At 70.9% G+C, this 23,269-nt stretch carries 21 protein-coding genes; 7 read left to right on the forward strand and 14 right to left on the reverse strand.

Annotation, left to right across the window (positions count from 1 at the left end):
* Positions 1-1,237 (forward strand): serine hydrolase domain-containing protein (locus KGQ19_RS29655; protein ID WP_212014966.1); only part of this gene is annotated, 1,237 nt, incomplete at its 5' end.
* 46 nt (positions 1,238-1,283) lie between these two features.
* Here the strand turns inward: KGQ19_RS29655 and KGQ19_RS29660 are convergent.
* Genes KGQ19_RS29660 through pdhA form a run of 3 tightly spaced genes read right to left on the reverse strand, consistent with a single transcriptional unit; the run spans position 1,284 to position 4,974 of the window.
* Positions 1,284-2,777: a dihydrolipoamide acetyltransferase family protein gene (locus KGQ19_RS29660; protein WP_212014968.1), complete on the reverse strand. Its 1,494-nt coding sequence runs from the start codon at positions 2,775-2,777 to the stop codon at positions 1,284-1,286.
* Positions 2,774-3,808 carry an alpha-ketoacid dehydrogenase subunit beta gene (locus tag KGQ19_RS29665; RefSeq protein WP_212014970.1) on the reverse strand — a complete coding sequence of 345 codons (1,035 nt, stop codon included), beginning with the start codon at positions 3,806-3,808 and terminating at the stop codon, positions 2,774-2,776. The genes KGQ19_RS29660 and KGQ19_RS29665 overlap by 4 nt, the downstream gene beginning before the upstream one ends.
* The gene (pdhA, locus tag KGQ19_RS29670; protein WP_212014972.1) at positions 3,805-4,974 is read right to left on the reverse strand and encodes a pyruvate dehydrogenase (acetyl-transferring) E1 component subunit alpha; all 1,170 of its coding nucleotides are present in this window, start codon (positions 4,972-4,974) and stop codon (positions 3,805-3,807) included. The genes KGQ19_RS29665 and pdhA overlap by 4 nt, the downstream gene beginning before the upstream one ends.
* A 110-nt stretch (positions 4,975-5,084) precedes the next feature.
* On the opposite strand from pdhA, the gene KGQ19_RS29675 reads away from it, so the two are divergent.
* A complete protein-coding gene (locus KGQ19_RS29675) occupies positions 5,085-5,612 on the forward strand; it encodes an Lrp/AsnC family transcriptional regulator (RefSeq protein ID WP_212014980.1) in 528 nt (175 codons plus the stop codon).
* A 1-nt stretch (position 5,613) separates the two neighbouring features.
* Here KGQ19_RS29675 and KGQ19_RS29680 read toward each other — a convergent pair whose 3' ends face one another.
* Both KGQ19_RS29680 and KGQ19_RS29685 read right to left on the reverse strand, forming a co-directional pair.
* A complete protein-coding gene (locus tag KGQ19_RS29680; RefSeq protein WP_212014983.1) occupies positions 5,614-6,684 on the reverse strand; it encodes a hypothetical protein in 1,071 nt (356 codons plus the stop codon).
* Positions 6,685-6,801: 117 nt separating this feature from the next.
* Positions 6,802-7,854, reverse strand: coding sequence for a hypothetical protein (locus tag KGQ19_RS29685; RefSeq protein WP_212014985.1), 1,053 nt, complete (start codon positions 7,852-7,854; stop codon positions 6,802-6,804).
* Between the two features lie 476 nt (positions 7,855-8,330).
* On the opposite strand from KGQ19_RS29685, the gene KGQ19_RS53490 reads away from it, so the two are divergent.
* On the forward strand, positions 8,331-8,477 hold the full coding sequence (locus KGQ19_RS53490; protein ID WP_212014987.1) for a hypothetical protein: 147 nt from the start codon (positions 8,331-8,333) through the stop codon (positions 8,475-8,477).
* A 90-nt stretch (positions 8,478-8,567) separates the two neighbouring features.
* Here KGQ19_RS53490 and KGQ19_RS53495 read toward each other — a convergent pair whose 3' ends face one another.
* Positions 8,568-8,843 carry a hypothetical protein gene (locus tag KGQ19_RS53495; RefSeq protein WP_212014989.1) on the reverse strand — a complete coding sequence of 92 codons (276 nt, stop codon included), beginning with the start codon at positions 8,841-8,843 and terminating at the stop codon, positions 8,568-8,570.
* A gap of 101 nt (positions 8,844-8,944) precedes the next feature.
* Here KGQ19_RS53495 and KGQ19_RS29700 point away from each other — a divergent pair, with 101 nt between their 5' ends.
* Both KGQ19_RS29700 and KGQ19_RS29705 read left to right on the forward strand, forming a co-directional pair.
* Complete coding sequence (locus KGQ19_RS29700) at positions 8,945-10,132, forward strand: uroporphyrinogen-III synthase (RefSeq protein WP_212014997.1); 1,188 nt, start codon at positions 8,945-8,947, stop codon at positions 10,130-10,132.
* Between the two features lie 103 nt (positions 10,133-10,235).
* A complete protein-coding gene (locus KGQ19_RS29705) occupies positions 10,236-11,039 on the forward strand; it encodes an aminoglycoside 3'-phosphotransferase (RefSeq protein ID WP_212014999.1) in 804 nt (267 codons plus the stop codon).
* Here the strand turns inward: KGQ19_RS29705 and KGQ19_RS29710 are convergent.
* Entirely contained in the window at positions 11,009-11,494 is a 486-nt protein-coding gene (locus KGQ19_RS29710; protein ID WP_212015001.1) for a hypothetical protein, read from the reverse strand. The two genes, KGQ19_RS29705 and KGQ19_RS29710, sit on opposite strands and share 31 nt — an antisense overlap.
* A 280-nt stretch (positions 11,495-11,774) precedes the next feature.
* Here KGQ19_RS29710 and KGQ19_RS29715 point away from each other — a divergent pair, with 280 nt between their 5' ends.
* Positions 11,775-12,149, forward strand: coding sequence for a VOC family protein (locus KGQ19_RS29715; RefSeq protein ID WP_212015003.1), 375 nt, complete (start codon positions 11,775-11,777; stop codon positions 12,147-12,149).
* A 181-nt stretch (positions 12,150-12,330) separates the two neighbouring features.
* Here KGQ19_RS29715 and KGQ19_RS29720 read toward each other — a convergent pair whose 3' ends face one another.
* The 4 genes from KGQ19_RS29720 to KGQ19_RS29735 are packed head-to-tail and all read right to left on the reverse strand — an operon-like array spanning position 12,331 to position 17,078.
* Positions 12,331-12,978, reverse strand: coding sequence for a TetR/AcrR family transcriptional regulator (locus KGQ19_RS29720; protein ID WP_212015005.1), 648 nt, complete (start codon positions 12,976-12,978; stop codon positions 12,331-12,333).
* A 16-nt stretch (positions 12,979-12,994) separates the two neighbouring features.
* On the reverse strand, positions 12,995-14,251 hold the full coding sequence (gene paaK / locus KGQ19_RS29725; protein WP_230419658.1) for a phenylacetate--CoA ligase PaaK: 1,257 nt from the start codon (positions 14,249-14,251) through the stop codon (positions 12,995-12,997).
* A 47-nt stretch (positions 14,252-14,298) separates the two neighbouring features.
* The gene (pcaF, locus tag KGQ19_RS29730) at positions 14,299-15,504 is read right to left on the reverse strand and encodes a 3-oxoadipyl-CoA thiolase (protein ID WP_212015009.1); all 1,206 of its coding nucleotides are present in this window, start codon (positions 15,502-15,504) and stop codon (positions 14,299-14,301) included.
* The gene (locus KGQ19_RS29735) at positions 15,501-17,078 is read right to left on the reverse strand and encodes a 3-hydroxyacyl-CoA dehydrogenase NAD-binding domain-containing protein (RefSeq protein WP_230419655.1); all 1,578 of its coding nucleotides are present in this window, start codon (positions 17,076-17,078) and stop codon (positions 15,501-15,503) included. The genes pcaF and KGQ19_RS29735 overlap by 4 nt, the downstream gene beginning before the upstream one ends.
* A gap of 120 nt (positions 17,079-17,198) precedes the next feature.
* Here KGQ19_RS29735 and paaN point away from each other — a divergent pair, with 120 nt between their 5' ends.
* Entirely contained in the window at positions 17,199-18,866 is a 1,668-nt protein-coding gene (paaN, locus tag KGQ19_RS29740; RefSeq protein ID WP_212015011.1) for a phenylacetic acid degradation protein PaaN, read from the forward strand.
* Between the two features lie 83 nt (positions 18,867-18,949).
* On the opposite strand, the gene KGQ19_RS29745 is transcribed toward paaN, so the two are convergent.
* From KGQ19_RS29745 to KGQ19_RS29755, 3 genes are all read right to left on the reverse strand, one after another.
* Complete coding sequence (locus tag KGQ19_RS29745; protein WP_212015020.1) at positions 18,950-20,512, reverse strand: serine/threonine-protein kinase; 1,563 nt, start codon at positions 20,510-20,512, stop codon at positions 18,950-18,952.
* Positions 20,509-21,156: a DUF3824 domain-containing protein gene (locus KGQ19_RS29750; RefSeq protein ID WP_212015022.1), complete on the reverse strand. Its 648-nt coding sequence runs from the start codon at positions 21,154-21,156 to the stop codon at positions 20,509-20,511. The genes KGQ19_RS29745 and KGQ19_RS29750 overlap by 4 nt, the downstream gene beginning before the upstream one ends.
* Before the next feature lie 122 nt (positions 21,157-21,278).
* Positions 21,279-23,168: an N-6 DNA methylase gene (locus KGQ19_RS29755; protein WP_212015031.1), complete on the reverse strand. Its 1,890-nt coding sequence runs from the start codon at positions 23,166-23,168 to the stop codon at positions 21,279-21,281.
* Positions 23,169-23,269: the final 101 nt, after the last annotated feature.

Genomic DNA, 23,269 nt, shown 5'->3' on the forward strand with positions numbered 1-23,269 from the left:
AGCCGCCCTCGCCCCCGCCTTCGCCACGCCTTCACTAGCCGCCCTCGCCCCCGCCTTCGCCACGCCTTCGTCGGCCACCCCCGCCTTCGCCGCGCCTCGCACCACCAACCCGCGCGCCGCCACCAACCCGCGCGCCGCCACCCCACCCCTCAACCCCGCCGCGCTCCAGCAAGCCATCGCCGAGCGTCCCGGCGAGGCAGCGGCCAGCGCGGTGGCGTTCGTGCAGAGCGAGGGCCAGACCTGGCGTGGCGCCTCCGGCGACGCGCAGACCGGGCAGCCGGTCTCGGCGGATGCGCACTTCCGTGTCGGCAGCATCAGCAAGACGTTCTCGGCCGTCGTGCTGCTGCAGCTGGCTGCGGAGCATCGCGTGGATCTGGACCAGAGCGTGCAGCACTACCTGCCCGGGCTGCTGCCCGCCGTCACGTTCCAGCCGATCACCTTGCGCCAGCTGCTCAACATGACCAGCGGACTGCCGGACGGCGCCGGCGGCCCGGATCCGAGTGTCGACCAGATGATCGCCGAGCGCTTCGAGTACCAGGACTTCAGCCAGATCATCGACTCCACGCTGCATCCACTCGGCCGGCCCGGTCCCGGGCCGATCTTCGCGCCGGGCACCGCGCAGAACTACAACTCGCTGAACTACCTCATCATCGGGCTGCTGATCGAGCACGTCACCGGGCATTCCTTCAGCGACGAGGTCAACGCGCGCATCGTTCGCCCGCTGCACCTGACCGGTACCTTCGTCCCGCAAGGCGCCCCGCGGATGCCCTCGCCCTACATGCACGGCTACCTCACCACGAGTCAGGGCACTGTCACTGACGTCAGCGCACAGGGCGGCAACCCGTCGAGCATGATCTCCACCACCGGCGACCTCGACCGCTTCATCAGGGCACTGTTCCAGGGCCGCCTACTGCCGTCCGCGCAGCTGGCGCAGATGTTCACACTCCCCCGCGACCCCCAGGGGGACCTGCTCCCCTACACCGGCGACACAGGGAACTGCCAAACCGGCCCGCAGAAGGGCAAGGCCTGCCTGGGCCTGGGGATCGGGGCCGACACGCTGCCCGACGGCACCGTGCTGTGGGGCAAGACCGGCGAGGACAGGGGCTACTTCACCGCCATGTTCGCCACCCGCGACCTGCGGCACGTCGGCGTCGTCTCGACCGGCGTCACCGACGTCGCGGCCGAGGCCGGGCTGGAGAACGCGAACCGGCTGGCCGCTGCGGCGTTCTCTTCCTGATGTGAATATGGGGCCTGACAGGGATTACTGTCAGGCCCCACTGGCGCTACAGCCCCCGCAACAACCGCGCGGGCTCCTCGACCAAGTCCGCGACGTATCGCAGGAAGCCGCCGGCCACGCCGCCGTCGCACACCCGGTGGTCGAAGGTGAATGACAGCTGCGTCACCTGCCGGATGGCCAACTCGTCGCCGCCCGCGCCGGACACCACCCACGGCTTCTTCACGATCCGCCCGACGCCGAGCATCGCCGCCTCGGGGTGGTTCAGGATCGGGGTGGAGCCGTCGACGCCGTAGACGCCGTAGTTGTTCAGCGTGAAGGTCGAGCCGGTCAGGTCCGCCACCGGCAGCGAGCCGGAGCGCGCCGCCGCTGTCAGCCGCTCGAACTCGGCCGCCAGCTCCTCGGTCGACATCCGGTCGGCGCCGTGCACCACCGGCACCACCAAACCGCGGTCGGTCTGTGCGGCGAAGCCGAGGTTCACGTCGGAGTAGCGGACGATCTCCTGCCGCTCGACGTCGACCGTCGCGTTCAGCTCCGGGTAGCGGGCCAGACCCGCGACGCAGATCCGCGCCAGCACCGCCAGCAGGCTGATCTTCCGCTCGGACGCGTCGCGGTTCAGCGCCGCGCGCAGCTCCATCAGGCCGGTCGCGTCGACATCGACCCACGTCGTCGCGTCGGGGATCTCGCGACGGGAGCGGGACAGCTTGTCGGCGACCGTCTTGCGCAGACCACGCAACGGAACGCGCTCGCGTTCGGTGATACCGGTGGCAGCAGAGGTGACAGAGGTGGCAGATCCCGGAGCAACGGCCGGAGCAACGGCAGGCGCGGCAAGAGCCGCCTCGACATCCCGGCGCATGATCAGCCCCTCGGGCCCGGACCCGCGCACGGAAGCCAGGTCGAGCCCGCCCTCCTTGGCGAGCCGGCGCACCAGCGGCGACACGACAGCGATCCGGCCGCCGTTCTTGCGTCCTGCCGGTTCCGACTCCGGCTCAGCAACGGGAGTAGCACCGGCGCGATTGGGAGCAGTCCCATTTGCGGGGGCCACAACCGGCGCGACGTGCACGCGCGGCGGCGCGGCCGCGTGCCCGCCGAACCCGCTCACCACGCGCCGCCGCCGAACCCCGGTGCTCTCGGTGGTCCCGTACCCGACCAGAACAGCCCCGGACTTCGTGGCGCCAGACTTCGAGTCGCCAGACTTCGCAGCCCCGGCCTTCGCCGCACCGTTGCGGGCCTCGGCATCAAGCCGTGCCCGGTCGGCGGGTTCCTCCGGCGCCGGGCCCAGCTTGTCGGGCCCGTTATCAGCAGTCGTGGCGATGCTGATCAGCGGCTTCCCGACGTCGATGACGTCCCCGACCGCCCCGTACAGTTCAACGACCTCGCCGACGTAAGGGCACGGCACCTCCACCGAGGCCTTCGCCGTCTCGACCTCGCACACCACCTGGTCGACGCCGACGTGCTCGCCCACCGCCACATGCCAGGCGATGATCTCGGCCTCGGTCAGCCCCTCGCCGAGGTCCGGCAGCAGGAACTCGCGAGTGCTCACCGGTCCTCCCACTGCAAGGACGCCACCGCGTCCAGGATCCGGTCCACCGACGGCAGGTGGTGCCGCTCCAGCTTCGGCGGCGGGTACGGGATGTCGAAGCCGGTCACCCGGCGCACCGGGGCCTCCAGCCAGTGGAAGCACCGCTCCGAGACCCGTGCCGCGATCTCCGCGCCGGTCCCGCCGAAGCCGACGGCCTCGTGGATCACCACCGCGCGCCCGGTCTTGCGCACCGAGGCGGTGACGGTCGCGTCGTCGAACGGCACGAGCGAGCGCAGGTCCACGACCTCCAGGTCGTAGCCCTCGGCCGCGCCGGCCTCGGCCGCCTCCAGGGCGGTCTGCACCGTCGGGCCGTAGGCGATCAGCGTGGCATCAGTACCCTGACGCCGTACCGCGGCCTGCCCGATCCGCTGTCCGGTCGCCTGCCCGGTCCCCGACCCGCTCGCGGCCAGCGCGTCGATCGTGTCCTTGGACCAGTACAGCCGCTTGGGCTCCATGAAGATCACCGGGTCGTCGGACTCGATCGCCGCGCGCAGCAGCGTGTACGCGTCCGACACCGTCGCCGGGGTCACCACGTGCAGGCCGGGGGTGGCGACGAAGTAGCCCTCGGAGGAATCCGAGTGGTGCTCCACGCCGCCGATCCCGCCGCCGTAGGGCACCCGCACGACCACCGGCAGCGGCAGCTGTCCGCGGGTCCGGTTCCGCATCTTCGCCAGGTGCGAGAAGATCTGCTCCAGCGCCGGATAGGAGAACGCGTCGAACTGCATCTCGACCACCGGCCGGAAGCCGTACATCGCCATGCCGATCGCGGTGCCCATGATGCCGGCCTCGGCCAGCGGCGTGTCGAAGCAGCGGTTCTCGCCGAACTCGCGGGTCAGGCCGTCGGTGACGCGGAACACGCCGCCGAGTACGCCGACATCCTCGCCGAAGACGACCACCCGGTCATCGGCGCCCATCGCGTCGCGCAGCGCCTGGTTCAGGGCCTTGGCCAGGGGGATCGCGGTGTTGGTCGCACCGTCCAGGGTCGCGGTCATCGGCCGGCCTCGCTCTCGGCGTCACTCTGTTCGGCGTCGAGCTGCTCGGCATCGAGCTCGGCCTGCAACGCGGCGGCCTGCTCCAGCAGCTGCGGCGTGGGCTCGGCGTAGACGTGCGCGAACAGCTCGCGGTGGTCCACCTCCGGCTCCTGGCCGAGCCGGGCCCGCATTTCGGCGGCCAGGTCCTCAGCGGCCTGATTCGCCTCGGCCACCACCTCGTCGGTCAGCAGACCCGCGGCCCGCAGGTACGTCTGCAACCGGGCCAGCGGGTCGCGCACCTTCCAGTACTCGACCTCTGATTCGTCCCGGTACCGGCTGGCGTCGTCGGCGTTCGTGTGCGCCTGCATCCGGTAGGTCACGGCCTCGATCAGCGTCGGCCCCTGGCCGCGCCGGGCCCGCTCGGCGGCCTCGGCGACCACGTGCCGCACCGCGATCACGTCGTTGCCGTCCACCCGCACGCCGGCCATGCCGTAGCCGACCGCCTTGTGCGCGAGCGCGGCGGCGTGCGTCTGCTTGGCCAGCGGTACCGAGATCGCGTACTGGTTGTTCTGCACGAAGAAGATGGCAGGGGCCTGATAGACCGCCGCGAAGTTCAGCGCCTCGTGGAAGTCCCCCTCCGAGGTCCCGCCGTCGCCGCAGAACGCCAGCGCCACGGTGTCCTCACCGGCCAGCTTGGCGGCCAGCGCGAGCCCGGCGGCGTGCGGGCCCTGGGTGGCCAGCGGCGTGGTCTGCGGGGCGGTGCGCCACTGCTGCGGGTCGTAGCCGCAGTGCCAGTCGCCGCGCAGCAGGGTCAGGGTCTGCACCGGGTCGATGCCCCGGGTCACCAGCGACACGCAGTCGCGGTAGGTCGGGAAGAACCAGTCGGTGGACCGCAGCGCCAGGATCGCGCCGATCTCGCACGCCTCCTGGCCGAACGAGGAGGGGTAGACGGCCAGCCGGCCCTGCCGGACCATCGTGGTGGCCTGCACGTCGAAGCGGCGGCCGATCACCATGGCCCGCCAGGTCGCCAGCAGCTCCTTCGGCTCCAGCTCAAGGGCGTCGTCACGCAGCGCGCCGGACAGCGCGCCGTGCTCGTCGAGGTACTGCAGGGGCGAGGGGTCCAAGATCGTGTCGAACCCCAGGGGAAAGCCCGACCCGGTCTTGTCGGGCGTGGCTAGAACGGTCACGTCGTCTCCATTGACACGTGTCGGAAGTGCTTCGGCTGTGTGATGCCGATTCTTTGTTCGGCAGACACCGCCTGACCAGTAAGCACGCAAGATCGGAGACAATTGGATGCATGAGTGCCGCCAACCCGAACCAACCGTCCACCCTGGATGACACCGACCGCCGAATCGTCCACCTGCTCCAGCAGGACGGCCGGATGTCCATGCGCGACCTGGCCGCCGCCGTCCACGTCTCCCGGGCCCACGTCTACACCCGGGTGAAACGCCTGCTCGACGACGGGGTGATCCGCCGCTTCACGATCCAGGTCGACCCCGAACGCGTCGGCTTCAGCACCTCGGCCTACCTGACCATGAAGGTCGAACAGAACAGCTGGCGGCAGATCCGCGACAGCCTGGCCGCCCTGCCCTGGGTCGAGCACGTGGCGCTGGTCAGCGGCGACTTCGACGTCCTGCTGCTGGTCCGCAGCGCCTCCAACAAGACGCTGCGGGACCTGGTCTTCGCGCACATCCAGAACATGCCGGGCGTCCGCTCCACCCGCACCCTGCTGGTCTTCGACGAGACGGACCACCTGCCGGCGCTGCCAGGCGACCCGGAGTTGGTGCTGGAGCCCAGGAGCAGGACAAGTGAGTCTGACGAGTGAGTCAAGCCGGCAGCAGCGCCAGGACCCGCTCCTCAGCGATCTCGTCGCCGTACTTGCTCACCAGCTCATCGGCCACCCGGGTGAAGCGCGGCTCGGAACGCTCGAACACCCGGGCCTCGTAGCGCCGCCGAACCGAGTCGCCGTCGTCGTCGGGCAAGTCGGCGACGACCCGCTCGCCGTCGGCGATGGCGCAATCCCCGGCCAGCACATACACGCAGTCATCGCTGTCCGGGCCGACATACCGCATCCGACACCCGTTCCCGGCAGCCGCGTCCGCATCGAGGTCCACGTCGCCGGAGGCGACCGCCAGCAGCATGCGCTCCTCGAACCCGTGCCCGACCTGGTCCCGCAGGAAGCGGAACGCCTCACTGACCACGTGGCCGGGTGGTGAATCCTCCGCCACACAGATCTGTGGCGCGTCGTCAGACCTGCGATACAACGGGAACACCGCCGTCAGCAGGACATCGTCGGCCTGGTAGCAGGTCACGCCCGGCAGCCAGGACACGAGCGTCACCTCGAACCGGGAGCGGGCGGACTCGGTCAGGGTCTTGCGGAACTGGTAGAGGTGGCAGAGATTCGCCTTCACCCGCTCCACGTAATCCTGCGGGTTCTCAAAAGCCGCGGTGAGCGCTTCGGCACGCAACCCGACCTCGATGGCCTGCGGCTCCATGAGGACGATCTCCACCCGGCCGCCGGCGTCCTGCAACAGCCGCCGGAACGCGACCACGGCACGCTCCCGCAGCTCGGGCTCGAGCAGGAAGCCGATGCACGCGTCCTGGATCCGGACCAGCTGCTTGGCCTCCTCCACCGCACGCAGGTAGCGCCGTGTCGGAAACTCCGGGAACTCCTGACCCACGCAGGTGTCGACGGCGGTCGTGGGCCGGTGGGCCGGCCGACGCGCGACCACGGCCAGCACCGCGAGCGCCGCGATCGACGCCCACAGCAGGGACGCCATCGACGCGGACGCGACGCTCCATTGGCCGCGCCACGTAGTGGCAGCGGTGAAGAACGCCGTGGCCGCGGTGATCCCGGCGGCCGTCGCCATCTCGACCGGGCTGTAGCCCCGCCTCATCGCGCCACCCCCACGCCTGTGACCGAGCCCTGATAAGGGTTCGGTACTGGGGGATGTTAGTCGCCAACGCGGCACAAGGCACGCTCCTAGGAATTTCCCTGCCCGACCGCGCGGATATCAGGGCACTGTTCCAAGAAGGAAGAAGGGCGGACGGTCGGGCGTGTGGTACTTCACTTCCCAGGCCTGGTCCAGTTCGGCTTGTAAGTGGTCCTGGGTACGCGGGTCCACCGCCTTCGGCGACCAGGTGCTCTGCTCGCCGCAGTGCCGCCACGTCACGGAGTCGCAGTTCGCCACGAACGCCCGGTCATCGCGATCGGTGACGGCCACGAACACCTCGCCGCGGTGCCGCAGGAAGCGCACCCCCTCGATCTCCCGGTCGCCGGCGGGGTCGTGCACCACCAGCGTCCCAGTGCGGTGTTCGGCCAGCGGCAGACCGCTCCGCCGGATCTCGTCGTAGTCCCCGTCGCACTGTCGCGAGTGCAAAGACCCGGGCGCCATGTCGACGTACAGGGCGTCCTGCGACCGCTGGTCCCCCACCAACCCGCACACGAGGTTCGAGTCGTCGACCCGGTAGGACGCGTAGGACGGCGGTTCTTTGTACAGCCATATCCAGACCCGGGCGCGGTGCGCGGCCGGCAGACCGGCCACGAAGACCTCGAACTTCCCGAGGGTACTCTCGGCGATCCGCTCCTGCTGCGTCTCAGTGCGGTTCAGACGCTTGGCACGCTCTTTCATAGACGGCGACAGCGGGCAGAGAAAGGCGGCTTCCAGGACGAATTCGCCATGGCGCGCCAGCCGATCGGCCAAAATCTCGAACATCCGCGGGCCGTTCTCCGGATCGGTCGCGACCGCACAGATCGTGTCCACGATCCGCACCCTGCGGTTCGCCCCGGCCAGCCGCTCGATGAGCAGCGGCTGTGGCAGCCCTTCGTAGTCAGCCGAAGACGCCTGCGTTCTGCGCGCCTTACCGAGGCTGAGCCAGTCCACGTGCGCCAGCTGGGTGAGCGCGCCGATCGCGCAGAGACTGGTCGCGCTGAAGCACGCGACCTGCGCCGCGCCGTGCACGAAGGGATCGGTGCAGAGCAGAACGATCGCCGCGGAACCCAGGCTCATGAGCGTGCGCCGCGCCGAGGTGTCATCCTCGGGCCGCTTCACGGGCTTCCCGGTCACGATCGCCGTCCGCGGGATCGAGCCGATATGTGCATGCTGTCGCCTTTCAAGGGCGCAACCGAACGATAGCTCAGCGTACTTATACCGGCGGCCTGCTGCGAAATCCGTCTGACCACCCGGGCGTCCGGGCGTCGCGGAACCTGCCGACCCTCCACGATGCCACACCGGGCGCACGCAAAACGGCGGTTTCTCCTTGTGTCGCAAGGAGAACCCGCCGTCACGCCGCGCGCTTCACCCGATCGTCGGCGCCGCCTCCCGGACCGTGATGTCCACCAGCACTCCCCCGAACGCCCCAACGGCCCCCGCCGATCCGATCAGCGCCCCCCGAACAACAGCACGAAGCCGGTCACGAACACCGCGAGCGAGCAGCCTCGGAGGCTGCCAGCAGGCCGACGGCGCTGGGGGCCCCGTCGGCCTGCCGTTCGGTGCCGCGAGCGGTGAGCACCATTCCTGAGGCACCGTAAGGGTTTTCGGCCTTGTCTTCAGCTCTGGCCGAAACGCCGGCGAACATCCTGGCCGCCGCCCTGACGTCCCCGGCCGGCACCCCGCACTCCGCCTGGACCCGCTCGGTCCAGCACCGCTGCGCCTCGACCCGCGCCATCCGGTGGTCCGGGCGGCGATGAACGCCTCGTCGAGCAGATGTTCGGCGATCAAGACGGGCAGCAGCCCGGCGGCCAGCGCGGCATCCGTGCCGGGGACCGGGCCCACGACGATCAGCCGGCCGGTCCACACCGAAGGCCCGCTGCGAGGCCGCGGCGGTGCTCATGCAGAAACCGGCCGTTGTCGTCGATGTGCGGGATCTGCAACACGACGCGGGCGAACTTGCCCAGCGAGTACGCCTTCTCGTGGGTCAGAGCACCGCCGCCGAAGACGCCGACCGCGTCGCGTGCGTGCTCGGTGCCGATCGCGGCCAGCCGGTCGGCGGCGAAGTCCAGGCTTCGGCCCGGGTCGCCGACTCCAGCTCCGAGCCGCCTCCGAGCCGCGCTCACTGCGGCCTCGGCGCGGGTGCGAAACGCGAGCGCGGACCGTCTTACCACCCCGTAGCCGGTCGGCAACACCACCGTAATCGGGCGTGGAGATAGTGCGGCGCATGGACACCACGACAATCGAATCGGACACACCGGGTTCACCGACGGGTGTGCCGATCGCCGCGCAGGCCGGAGCGCTCCCCGAACCCCTGGTCGGCTGCGTCGTAGCGATCACCTCTGACCGGCGCCGGGAGGAGTTGGGGGCGATGCTGCGGCGGCGTGGGGCGGAGGTCATGACGGCGCCGACCATGCGCGTCATCCCGCTGACCGACGACCGGGTGCTGCGGGCCGCGACCGAGGAGTGCCTGCGCGGGCCGCTGGACTACGCGGTGGCGACCACCGGGATCGGCTGGCGGGCGTGGATCTCCACGGCCGAGGGCTGGGGTCTGGCCGAGCCGCTGTCGGCGGTGCTGGCCACGGCCACGCTGGCCGCGCGCGGGCCGAAGGCGACCGACGCGATCCGGCAGTGTGGGATGCGCGAAACCTATTCGCCGCCGTCGGAGTCCTCCACCGAGCTGCTGGCCTGGCTGCTGGCCCAGGACCTGGCCGGCTCCCGGATCGCGGTGCAGCTGCACGGCAGCGCCGACACCGCGTTCCTGGACGCGCTGCGCGGCGCCGGCGCCGAGGTGGTGCCGGTGCCGGTGTACCAGTGGGGACCGCCGCAGGACACGGCGGCGGTGGCCCGCCTGGTGGACGCGGTGGTGCGGCGGCAGGTGCACGCGGTGGCGTTCACCTCGGCCCCGGGCGCGGCGGCGTTCCTGGCGGCGGCGGAGAACGACGGCAGCCTGACCCGGGTCGTGGACGCGATGCAGGCGGACGTGCTGGCGGCGTGCATCGGCCCGGTCTGCGCGGCGCCGCTGGAAGCGCACGGCATCACCCCGGTCTGGCCGGACCGCGGCCGCCTGGGCTCACTGGCTCGGATAATCACCCAGGACCTCCCGCCGCGCGTCCGCCGCCGCCTGAACACGCCCGGCCGCGACATCGTGGTGCAGGGCAACGCGGTCCTGATCGACGGCCGCCCGGTCCCGCTGTCGCCGCTGCCGGCCGGCGTGCTGCGCGAGCTGGCCCGGCAGCCCGGCCGGGTGCTGAGCCGGGCCGAGCTGCTGCGCCGGGTGTGGACCGGGATGCGGCGGGACGAGCACGCGGTGGAGGCGACGGTCGCACGGCTGCGGACGTCGCTCGGGGAGCACGCGGATGTGGTGGCGACGGTGACGAAGCGCGGGTACCGGCTGGCCGTGGAGCCGAGCTGAGGCGGGGGGCGGCACGGCGTGGCGCAGGGCGGCGCGCTGAGCTGAGGCGGGGCGAGGCGGAAAATCCCAGGCCCCGGCGCGCGGGCCCTGGCATCCTGCCTGAATGACCTCGCTCAGCTTTGACAACGTCCCGCCACCCGACCTCCCGGTCCCGGATCCGATCCGCGAGGCCGGGGCCGGTCGCGTGATCGTCCCGGTCTGGCACAACGAGGGCGCCTCGACCTTCCGGCTCGGTTCCGGGCCAGACGCCCGCTACGCGAAGTGGGCCCCGGTCGGCAGCGAGGTGGACCTGGCCGGCGAGGCGGCGCGGATGCGGTGGGCCGGGGCGTTCGTACTCGTGCCGCGGGTGTTGGAACAGGCGGCGAACGCCGACGGCACCTGGCTGATCACCGCCGCGCTCGACGGCGAGATGGCGGTCACCGAGCGCTGGAAACAGGACCCTGCGACAGCCGTGCGGGTCATCGGGGAGTCCCTGCGCGTCTTCCACGACGCGCTGCCCGTCGCCGAGTGCCCGTTCAGCGCCTCCGCCGAGGAGCGGGTCGCCGAGGCCGAACACAACGCCGCGCAGCGTGCGCAGCGCACCCTGCACACCGATTTCGCCGGACTCGGCTACGCCGACGCGCTGAAGCGGGTCGCCGACCTCCCGCCGGTCGACAAGCTCGTGGTCGGCCACGGCGACGCCTGCGCGCCGAACACCCTGCTGTCCGCCGACGGCCGGTTCGCCGGGCACGTGGACCTCGGCGACCTCGGCGTCGCGGACCGGTGGTCGGACCTGGCGATCGCGACGTGGTCGACCACGTGGAACTACGGCGACGGCTGGGAGGAGCCGCTGCTGGACGCGTACGGGATCGCGCCGGACCCCGAGCGCACCGAGTACTACCGGCTGCTGTGGGAGGTCGGGCCCTGAGCCAGGGTCGGCCCCTGGCCCACGCTCGGTCCCTGAGCCGCAGCCCCCGCGTGGACCGTGGCCCAAGTGCGAGCCGCCATCGGTCCCTGAGCCACGACCGCCTCCGGCTGCGGCCGTGCGGCCGGCCCGAGGATGCGCCAGCGCTCGATCAGCAGCGGGATCAGGACGTTCCGCCACACCTCGAGATCGACCTGCCCGCTGGTCATCCCGCCGCGCGCCAGTTCCTCGCGGTAGATGCGGTCCGTGGTCGGGTCGTCGAAGGTGTTGCCGGTGAGCCATCGGAAAGAGGACCGCAGGATCTCCACCAGGTCGCGCTCGGCGGTGGGCAGCATCTGTTTCGCCAGCATCGTCCGCAAGGACCGCCACACGTAAGGGTCCCCGCGCAGGCCCCAGGCCGCGGGTTCCGGTTCGAAGAGGTCGGCGATGGTGCCGACCGGCGCGAGCTCATCGATCATGTCGCGTACTTTCCTTCAGTCACCACGTCTAACGCAGATCTTCCCGAATCTGCCCGCGGGCGACAAGGTCTTGCGGGCTGAAAACTTAGTGAGAAATCCAGTACCGTGGATCGCGTGAACACCGGACCGGCCCTGGGCCACGCACGGATCGGCGACCCGGTGGCTGGCTGAGCACGCCGTGGGTGCGGAGCCGGCACCCCTTACGCGTGGCACGCGGACCTCCCAGCACTCGTGCACCTGCCGACGAGTCCCGCTGGAAACCCGAATCCCTTGAGGTCACATGCCCGCGTCGTTCAACCACACCATCATCGCGTCCAAGAACCGGACCGAATCAGCACGCTTCTTCCGCGAACTCCTCGAAGCCGCCGAGGCGCCGTCCTGGGGCCCGTTCGCGAACATCCAACTCGCCGACGGCGTCCTGCTGCAGTTCGCCGAACCGCCGGTCGGGATCCAGATGCAGCACTACGCTTTCCTGCTCGACGACGACCTGTTCGACCGCGCCTACCAGCGGCTGTGCGAGGCCGGGATCGAGCACTTCGCCGATCCGCAGATGCGGCTCCCGGGCGAGATCAACCACGAGCACGGCGGGCGCGGTGTCTACTTCCTGGACCCGGCCGGCCACGGGATCGAACTGATCACGCGGCCCTACCTGTAGCAGGAGCTGACAGCGAACTAACAGCACAGGGTCCTGATAGCACAGGGTCCTGATAGCACAGGGTCCTGATAGCACAGGGTCCTGATAGCTCGACTGGCCACCACAGTAGGCCACGGCGGCTCAGCGGCTCGGCGGACCGACCGGCCACAGGCGGCGCTGATCAGTCTCCCGGCCCTGCCGATCAGCGCCGCCGCAGCCCGTCGAACACCACGTGCGTCACCGCGGACGCGACGTCGTCCGCGGACCACCGGCCGGGCCCGGGCCGGTACCACTCCACGACCGAGTTCACCATCCCGAACACCAGCCGCGAGGCCAGCCGCGGATCCAGATCCGTACGCAGCGCCCCGGCCGCCGCCGCGCGCTCCACGAACCCGGCCAGCCGCTGGTCGATCGCCCGCCGCGAGGCCTGCGCGGCCCGCTCGGCCTCGGTGTTCCCGCGTACCCGCAGCAGCAGGGTCACATAGGGCAACTCATCGACCAGGATCTGGACCGCGCGAAACACCGCCTGTTCCACCCGGTCCAGTTCCCCGTCCGGCAGCGCCTCCAGCGTGTCCAGCGAGGCGTTCAGGGCGTCCAGGGCCCGGTTGACGCCGCGGGTCAGCAGCTCCTCCTTGCCCTTGACGTGGTGGTAGATCGAGGACTTGGTGATCCCCGCCGCCCGCGCCAGGTCCTCCATGCTGGTCCCGTCGTAGCCGCGCTCGTTGAACACGGTGACGGCGACTTCCAGCAGGGAGTCCGGTGTGTAGGTGGCGCGCCGCGCGGCGGCGCCGGTCTGGGCGCGCTGGGAGTCCTGGACTCGCTGCGAGCTCTGCGTGTTCTGAGAATTCATCGGAACCTGTTGTAGATCATTTTTCGCCGCCTCGCATATCGAGGATCCGTTGTGCCTTGCCTTGCGAACGTTCCAGCGCCCCCGGGTCCAGCACGTCGACCGTGACCGTGACGCCGAACCGCTCCTTCACGCCGAACGCCAGCCGCGAGGCGGCCGCGTCCCGGTCCACCGAAGCCTCGCGCGCCTCGACCCGCACGCACAACTCGTCCAGCCGTCCCGGGCGGGTCAGCACACAGACGAAGTGCGGCGCGAGCCCGGCGATCGTCAGCAGCTCCTCCTCGATCTGGCTGGGGAACACGTTGACGCCGCGCACGATCATCATGTCGTCGCTGCGTCCGGTGATCCGCTCCATCCGCCGCATCGGCCGGCTCAGCCCGGGCAGCAGCCGGGTCAGGTCGCGCGTGCGGTAGCGGATGACCGGCATCGCCTCCTTGGTCAGCGAGGTGAAGACCAGCTCGCCCTGCGCGCCGTCCGGCAGCACCTCGCCGGTGCCCGGATCAACGATCTCCGGGTAGAAGTGGTCCTCCCACAGGTAGGTGCCGTCCTTCTCGGCGACGTCCTCGTTGCCGACGCCGGGGCCCATCACCTCGGAGAGCCCGTAGATGTCCACGGCGTGCACGGCGAGCCGCTCCTCGATCTCGGCGCGCATGGCGTCGGTCCACGGCTCGGCGCCGAGCACCGCGACCCGCAGCGAGGTGGCGGCCGGGTCAATACCCTGTTTCACCATCTCGTCGATGATGGCCAGCAGGTAGGACGGCGTCACGCAGATCGCGTCCGGCTCGAAGTCCTGGATCAGCCGCACCTGCCGCGCGGTCTGCCCGCCGGAGATCGGGATCACGGTGGCGCCCAGCGCCTCGGCGGCGTAGTGCACGCCGAGCCCGCCGGTGAACAGGCCGTAGCCGTAGGCGACGTGGACCCGGTCGCCGGGCCGGACGCCGGCGGCACGCAGCGAACGCGCGCCGACCGAGGCCCAGTTCTCCAGGTCGGTCTTGGTGTAGCCGACGACGGTGGCCTTGCCGGTGGTGCCGGACGAGGCGTGGATCCGGGCGACCTGCTCGCGCGGCACGGCGAACATGCCGAACGGGTAGTTGTCGCGCAGGTCCTTCTTCGCGGTGAAGGGGAAGTGTTTCAGGTCGGCCGGCTTTTTGAAGTCGCGCGGGTGCACGCCGGCTTCATCGAAGGCTGACTTGTAGTGCGGGACGTTGGTGTAGGCGTGGTTCAGGGTCCACGCCATGCGCTCGGTTTGCAGAGCCCTGAGTTCTTCGACGGACATCCGCTCGGCGTCGTCGTGGGCCGGCGCGGGAATCTCCGGGAGCGGATTCACGCCGCACGCTCCAGCAGCACGGCGATCCCCTGCCCGACGCCGATGCACATCGTGGCCACGGCGTAGCGGGCCTGGCGCTCGTTCAGTTCCAAGGCCGCGGTGAGGGCCAGCCGCGCGCCGGAGGCCCCGAGCGGGTGCCCGAGGGCGATGGCGCCGCCGTTGGGGTTGACGTGGGAGGCGTCATCGGGCAGTCCCAGTTCCCGCAAGACAGCCAACGACTGCGCGGCGAAGGCCTCGTTCAGCTCGACGACGTCGATGTCGCCGATCCCGAGTTTGGCCCGCTCCAGCAGGCCGCGGGTGGCCGGGACCGGGCCGATGCCCATGATGCGCGGCTCGACGCCGGCGGTGTGCGAGGTGACGACCTTCGCCAGTGGCGTCAGGCCGTACCGCTCCACGGCTTGCCCGGAGGCGACGAGCAGCGCCACGGCGCCGTCGTTGACGCCGGAGGCGTTGCCGGCGGTGACGGTGCCGCCCTCGCGGAACGGCGTGCCGAGCTTCGCGAGCGCTTCCAGCGACGTGCGGCGCGGGTGCTCGTCCCGGTCGACGACGACCGGATCGGCCTTGCGGCGCGCAATGCTGATCGGCGAGATCTCCTTGGCCAGCCGGCCGTTCTCCTGGGCCAGCAGCGCGCGCTCCTGGGAGCGGACCGCGAACGCGTCCTGGTCCTCGCGGCCGACGTGGAAGTCCTCGGCGACGTTCTCGGCCGTCTCCGGCATGGAGTCGATGCCGTACTGCTTCTTCATCAGGGGATTGACGAACCGCCAGCCGATGGTGGTGTCGAAGACGTCGGCGCTGCGCGCGAAGGCGGTGTCGGCCTTGCCCATCACGAACGGCGCCCGCGACATCGACTCGACGCCGCCGGCCACGACGAGGTCCGCCTCGCCGAGCCGGATCTGCCGCGCGGCCTGCACCAGCGCCTCCAGCCCCGATCCGCACAGCCGGTTGACCGTGGCGCCGGGCACCGTCACCGGCAGCCCGGCCAGCAGCGACGCCATCCGCGCCACGTCGCGGTTGTCCTCACCGGCCTGGTTGGCGTCGCCGAGGAAGACCTCGTCAACGGCCTCGCCCGGTATCTGCGGGACGCCGGCGAGCAGTTCGCGGATGACGTGCGCGGCGAGGTCGTCGGGGCGGACGGACGCCAGGGCGCCGCCGTAGCGGCCGAAGGGGGTGCGGGTGCCGGTGACGAGGTAGGCGTCGGTCATGCTGGGTCCTTGTCGGGGTCGTTCTGAGTACGGTCGTGTTCCTTCAGGAGGTCGGGTTCCTTCAAGAGGTCGTGTTCCTTCAGGAAGTCGTCGAACAGCGTGTCGGCCTCGGAGTCCTTCGCGAGTTCCTCGATCAGCGCGGCGCCGGGTGCGCGCCTGAGCGGCGCGTCCATGAGCCGGTCGGCGTGAGCGAGTTGCCGCAGCAACGGCGAGGCGCGGTAGCGGCCGTCGCGATAGACGTCCTCGAGGTTGTCGAGGACTTCGCAGACGTAGCCGAATCCCAGGTCGGCGCCCCACTCCAGCGGACCCTTGGGGTAGTTGACCCCGAGCTTCATGGCGGTGTCGATGTCTTCCTCATCGGCGTCGCCCCGATAGAGCGCGTCCACGGCTTCGTTCACCAGGCGTGCGACCGTACGGGTCACGACCAGGCCGGGGACGTCTTCCAGGACCACGACCTGCTTCCCCAGACCCTGCAGGAATGCGATGGTCTCCTGCAGCTCCACGTTCGGGGTGTCGGCGGCGGGGGCGATCGCGACGGTCGACATTCCGTCGGGATCGATCACGATGTCCAGCAGGATCCGGCCGTCGCCGTAGGAGGTCGCGGTCTTGCCGTGGCTGCGGTGGAGCTTCGGCGCGGGATACCGGTCCAGACCGAGCGGGTCCTCGTAGCGCGGCGCGGCCTTCTCCACCCCCTCGCCGTACTCGTAGAACCCGCGCCCGCTCTTGCGCCCCAGCCGCTTCGCCGCGACGTGCTCCTTCTGCGTCCACGCCGGGGTGTAGCGCGGGTCGTAGCCGGTCGCCTCCCAGACCGAGGTCGAGACCGCGAGGTTCACGTCGAGCCCGATCATGTCCATCAGCTCGAACGGGCCCATCTTGAAGCCGCCGCTCTCGCGCAGGACCGCGTCGATGGTCGCGAAGTCGGCCGCCTGCTCCTCGTAGGCGCGCAGGGCCTCGGCGTAGAAGGGCCGGGCGACGCGGTTGACGATGAAACCGGGGGTGGAGCGGCAGTGGACCGTGGTCTTGCCCCAGGCCTGGGCCAGGGCGGCGACGGCCGCGCTGATCGCGGGGGCGGTGGCCAGGCCGTCGATGATCTCGACCAGCGGCATCAGCGGCGCCGGGTTGAAGAAGTGCATGCCGACCAGGCGCTCGGGCTCGCGCAGGCCGCCGGCGATGGCGCTGATGGACAGCGAGGAGGTGTTGGTCGCCAGCAGGCAGTCCACGCCGACGATCCCCTCCAGCTCGGCGAACAGCTTCTGCTTCACGCCGAGGTCTTCGACCACCGCCTCGATGACCAGGACGGCGTCTTTGAGCTTGGCCGGTGCCTCGATCGCGCGCAGCCGGTCCTTGCCCGCTTGAGCTTCCTCAGCGTCGATCCGGCCCTTCGCGGCGAGCGAATCCAGGCGCTTGCCGATGCTCTTGACGGCCCGCGCCGCAGCCCCGTCGACCGCGTCGTAGACCGCTACCGTGTGCCCGGCCTGTACGGCCAACTGGGCGATTCCGGCGCCCATGGTGCCGGCGCCGATCACTCCGACGAGTGACCCGCTCGACTCGCTCCCCACCGTGGTCCCCACCATCGACGTTCGCTCCTTCCCAGGCCGCGGCTGCCGGGCGGTGGCCCACCCTGGAACCGACCGACCGTTCGGTCTACTCTAGAACCCGTCAGGGCCGCCACACCAGCATCCCGGGAGTCGATGATGACCGCCACGGCCGAGCAATTCACCGTCCGCCACCGCGAAACCCTCGGGCGGGCGGTGGAGGCGATCCGCGAACGCGCCTTCTGGACGCCCTACCCGGAGATCCCCAAGGCCTACGGGGAGGAGGCCGGGCCGGCCGGCAAGGCGGCCTACGAGGGCTACCTGAACCGGCCGTTCCCGCTGGCCCAGCCCGGGACCGACGAACTGGTCGGGGGCGAGAAGTCGCCGTACGGCGTGGCGCTGGGCGTCACCTACCCGCACCCGGACCTGGACGTGCTGCTGCCGGCGATGCAGCGGGCGATGCCGAAGTGGCGCGACGCCGGCCCCGAGGCGCGGGCGACGGTGCTGATCGAGGCGCTGGCCCGGCTGAACGCCCGGACCCACGAGATCGCGCACGCCGTGCACCACACCTCCGGCCAGGCCTTCGGCATGGCGTTCCAGGCCGGCGGGCCGCACGCGCAGGACCGCGGGCTGGAGGCGGTGGCGTACGCCTACGCCGCGCAGACCGCGCAGGTCGCGGCCGCCGAGTGGGAGAAGCCGCAGGGGCCGAAGCCCTCGCTGCACATGACCAAGAAGTTCACCGCCGTCCCGCGCGGGATCGGGCTGGTCATCGGCTGCAACACCTTCCCGACCTGGAACAGCTACCCGGGCCTGTTCGCCTCGCTGGCCACCGGCAACGCGGTGGTCGTGAAGCCGCACCCGAACGCGATCCTGCCGCTGGCCATCTCGGTCGCGGTGCTGCGCGACACGCTGGCCGAGGCCGGCTTCGACCCGGACCTGGTGGCGCTGGCGGTGGAGAAGCCGGGCGAGGGGCTGGCCAAGACCCTGGCGACGCGCCCGGAGATCCGCGTCATCGACTACACCGGCTCCACGGAGTTCGGCGTGTGGCTGGAGCGCAACGCCCCGCAGGCCGTGGTCTACACCGAGAAGGCCGGGATCAACACGGTCATCGTGGACTCGGTGGAGGACTACAAGGGGATGCTGGGCAACCTGGCGTTCTCGTTCTCCCTCTACAGCGGCCAGATGTGCACCACCCCGCAGAACGTCTTCGTCCCGCGCGAGGGCATCACCGCCGGCGGCGAGCACAAGTCCTTCGACGACTTCGCCACCGACCTGGCCACCGCGGTCGACAAGCTCCTCGGCGACGACGCCCGCGCCAACGCCCTCCTCGGCGCGGTCTGCAACCCCGGCGTCACCGACCGCCTGAAGCAGGCGGAATCGGTCGGCAAGACCATCCTCGCCTCCCGCACCGTGAAGAACACCGAGTACCCCGACGCCGAGGTCCGCACCCCCCTCATCGCCGCCATCGACAGCACCGACACCGACGTCTACACCGGCGAATGGTTCGGCCCGATCAGCTTCCTGATCGCCGCCGACACCACCGACCAGGCCATCGACACCTTCCGCAAGACAGTCCGAGACCACGGCGCCATCACCGCCTCGGTCTACTCCACGGACGACGACGTCATCGCCAAGACCGAGGACGCGGCCCTGGACGCCGGCGTGAACCTGTCGGTCAACCTCACCGGCGGGGTGTACGTCAACCAGAGCGCGGCCTTCTCGGACTTCCACGCCACCGGAGCCAACCCGGCCGCCAACGCGGCGCTTTCGGACTTGGCCTATGTGGCGAGCCGGTTCCGGGTGGTGCAGTCGCGGCGGCATATCTAGCCCAGGTCAGAACCTAAGTACGACCCCCGGCCGGGAAACCGGCCGGGGGTCTTGTGCTGGAACGGATCCCGACCGGCACGTCGTTAACCACCGGACGGGCCTTGGGCGAGTTGGGCCAGCGTCCCGCGAAGCACGACAGAGTCAGGATGCTGAGGCCCGAGCAACCGCTCCTTCTCCTGCAGCACGCCGAGCAGCACTTGCCAGGCTTCACGCGACCTGCCCGCGGCGATGAGCAGCCGGCCGATCCGGTCTCGCAGCATCAGCACCCGCTGCTGGTCCGGATTCGGGAGCTGAAGCAGCAGCGGCAGGATCGACTGGTACTCCGCCAGAGCGCCTGAGACGTCGCCGCTTTGTTCCCGGCATTGTGCGGCCTGGAGGCGGAAGTTCAAGGCCTCGGCACTGTCTCGGCCGTGATCGGCGGCGGCGACCCGCGCCAGGCGGGTGAATTCGGTCTGCGCCGGGCCGAGGCGTCCGTCCAGGAGCAGGATCCTCGCGTACTGCTTGCGCAGGGACCGGACGACCGGACCGTGCGGGTCGTGGGTCCGCTCCGCTTGCGCCAGCGCCACAGCGAGGATCTGGACCGCGGGCGTGTATCGCCCTTCGCCGATCAGCTTCTCGGCCTCCGCGAGCGCCGTGGCGAGATCGACCTGCGCAGGCCGCGGCGGGACCAGGGGCGGTGCGCTCGCACCGCCGAGGCCGGGCCCGCCGCCGCTGGACCGAGGGTCGGGAGGCGGAGCCATCGGGACGTGGAACGGCCGCAGCGGATTGAACGGACTGTCCGTCGCCCGCGTCTCGGGTCGCGGCAGCATCGCCACGAGTCGCTGATGCACCTCGCGCGCCGACCCCGGCCGGGCTTGCGGCTGCTTCGCCAACAGCTCCAAGATCAGCTGCTCCAGCGCCTCCGGTAGGTCCGGACGGTGCGCGCGCACCGGTGTCGGTGCCTCCCCGGCATGCTTGGCGAACAGCGCGTACGGCGTCGGCGCCCTGAACACCGGCTCGCCGGTGAGCACCTCGTGCAGCACGCAGCCCAGCGCGTACAGATCGCTCTGCGGTCCGGCCAGTCCGGCCGACGCTTGTTCCGGCGCCATGTACCCAGGGCTGCCGAGGGACTCGCCGGTGCGCGTCAGCTTGCTCAGATCAGGGTCGAACACGGCCGCGACGCCCAGGTCGAGCAGGACCGCGGTGCCGTCCGGCCGCACCATCACGTTGCTCGGCTTCAGGTCCCGGTGCACCACCGGGATCGCGTGGACGACGGTCAGCACCGTCGCGATCTGGGCGCCGAGCGCCGCCGCGTGGGCCCACGGGATGTCCTCGTTCTCGGCGATGAAGTCCGCCAGGCTCATGCCGTCGATCCGCTGCATCACCAGGAACAGCTCGCCGCCGTCGCGGTCCGGGTCACGGCCGGCGTCGTGGATCGTGACCACGCCGGGGTGATCGACCCGGGCCAGGGCTCGGCATTCCCGCGCGAAGCGGCGCGCGAGTCCGGCGTCGGCTGAAAGCCGACCGGTCTGCGCGGCGAAGATGAGCTTGACGGCGACGTGGCGGTCGAGGCGTTCGTCGTAGGCACGCCAGACCTCGCCCATCCCGCCGCGGCCCAGGGGTACATCGAGGCGGTAACGTCCGGCGATCAGCCGGCCCTGGGTCATGCGCGGCCCTCATCGAGCATTTTTCGCAGCTCTCTGAGCTCCGCCTGCACCTCGGCCGCCGTGTCGTCGAGCGGTGGTCGCGTCGGCGCCGGCCAGGCCGGCGGCGGGCTGTAGCCGACAGGCGGCTGCTGACCGTCGTGCATCTGTGGGGCGAACTGGGGCAGCTGACCATACTGAGGATGCTGCCAGGACGTCGGCTGCCAGGGCGTCGGTTGCCAGGGCGTCGGTTGCCAGGGCGTCGGGCTATAGCCTTGCATCGCCGATCCCGCGCCGGATCGCTCGCGCAACGGTCGCGGGTCCTTGCTGGCGATGAAAGCGTGAACACTGGCGCCCAGGATGTACACGACCGTATAGGTTCCCGCAAACAACTGCGCGCCGCCGCCGCTGGACTTGCGGTCGCCCGGAACGACGATCAGCAAGGTGATGAACCCGGCGACCCCGGTCAGGAACACCGCGAACCAGATTTTCGCCCGGCGCTTGCGGGGGCGACGGAGCGCGAACACCATGGACGGAACCCACGCGGCTGTCCCGACGGAAACGATCGGTACCAACGCCCACAGCACGCGGATGATCAGCGCCGCGGCCTGGGAGGGCCGGAGCTGGGTGACGGCGCGCAGGCGACGCGGCGGCGATGGCGTGATCATGGCACGTCGAAGCGTATCGGGCTTCCAGGCCGCTCACCAAGGCGTCGCAGTACTCGATGTCACATCGTCACCACCGTGCACCGCCACGGCCGTTGCTGTCGTTCCCGCCGCGAGAGGCACCCTCACGCCTGCGGGAGCACCGTCCCCTCAGCCAGCGCGTCCGTGACCCCCTGCGCCAGCCGCTCCCCGAGCCCGGTCGCCAGGCGCAGCGCGTCGGTGAACTCTGCGACCCGCCGGAACGCGGCGGCATAAGCACGCTGACTCTCCAGCGGCAGCCGCGGGAGCGGTGCCTTGCGGACGTCCATGCGGCTGACCGTCGAGGCGTGGCTGACCGCCTGCCGCGCCGCTGTGTCGCTGCGCAGGAAACCCGCCACGAACCAAGCCTCCAGCTGCGTCGGATCAGTCCGCAGGACGGCGACCCCCCGTGCGGCGACCGTTCCGACCATCGCGTCCCCCGCACCCACGACGTCCGCCTGCCCGATGGCCCCGCCGAACAACGGCACCACCACGTCTCCGGCCTCGATCACCGCCTCCGCGACGAACGCCAACGCCCCGCTGCGCGCCAGGTCCGCGAGCGTCGTCATCGGCCACGGCGGACCCGCGCTCGGCTCGCGCTCCGGTCCCAGATCCGGAAGCAGGGCACCGAGCCGCGCCAGCTCCGAATCGACGGTCGCGCGACTGTGGACCAGGTGCGCGCGTCCGAGGCCGGTGTCGGGGTGGGGGACGTGGCGCGCCGGGCTCAGGTCGACGGCGTCGTCGAGCAGGTCGATGATCGGCGACGCCGCGCTGAGGCCGGGCGTGGCCGTGAACGCGTCCGGATCGGCGTCGAACGAAAGCCACGCGTCCCTGATCCGCTCCGACGTCCGCGTGCTCGGCGTCGGGCCGGAGCGCTGCGCGTCGGATTCGTCCACGAACAGCACACGGCTCGGCGCCGGAGACGACAAGTCGGGCCGTCGCAGGATCCACAGATGCATCGGCAATCCGTGCGGCGCAGCGGATCCAGGCGGAAGCCCGACGACAGCCCGCAGCGCGCCGTGCCGCAGCAACTCGGCCCGCACTCGCCGACCGGGGCGCCGCGCGGCGACCGAGGGCGGCAACAACAACACGGCCGTTCCGCCGGGCCGAAGCCGGGCCAGCGCGTGCTGCACCCAGGCCAGTTCCGGCTCGCCGCGCGGCGGCATGCCGTACTCCCAGCGCGGATCGTAGGCGAGCGTGTCCACGCCCCAGCCGCGCTGATTGGTCGGCGGCTGAGAAAGGACGGCGTCGGCCGCGCGATCGCGAAAGGCGTCGCTGAGCAGTGCCTCGCCGGCACGGATGTCGACCTCGGCCTCGGGAGACAGGAGCGCCAGGCCCGTCCTGGCCAGGGACGCCAGTGCCGCATCAGATGTCTCGCCGAGCAGAATCACGGCTGAACCATCGCCCGCGGCCGGATCCGAGTCCCCGTCGAGCAACCGCGCGGCGGCGGCGAGCAGCGAACCGGAGCCGCACGACGGATCGTAGACCGTCACCGGATCCGGACCGGGACGCCGACCCGCCGAAGGCAGGGCGAGCGCGGCCATCAGCTTGGCGAGCGACACCGTGACGCTCCCGGTGGCCAGGTCGCGCGCGTACATGTCCAGATACCGCCCCAGCAGGCCTTCGAAGACCGCGCTCCGGCCCCCGTCCTCGGCCAGCCTGGTCGCCTGCCGGGCCACCTCCGGATCGACCATGGCGCTCGTCCCGCCGCCCAGGAAGTCTCCGAGCGCGCCGAGCGCGGCGGCGGTCGCGTCACCGGACCCGCCCGTGCCGTCCACCGCGCGCCACAACAACTCCTCGGCGGGCGTCTCCCCGAGCTTGCCCTCGGCGCGCAGCCACTGCTCGACGGCGGCCAGCGAGAACGTCGGGCTGGTCTCGCTCCCACCGACCGGTGCGGGAAAGCCGGCGTGGCGTTTGCGCCAATTGCTCACAGCCGCGCGGCCCACGCCGGCCAGACGGGCGATCTGGGCAGCGGTCACTTCGGCGTCGTCGGTCACGGGGCCAGCCTAGTCGGAGAGTGTTCACAATAGCGATAGGCGATCACAACAGATTACTGTTGACAGTGTTCACAGTGACGTGATTATCTTCTCTCGTTCAC

The organism is Catenulispora pinistramenti (assembly GCF_018274385.1).
GTDB lineage: Bacteria > Actinomycetota > Actinomycetes > Streptomycetales > Catenulisporaceae > Catenulispora > Catenulispora pinistramenti.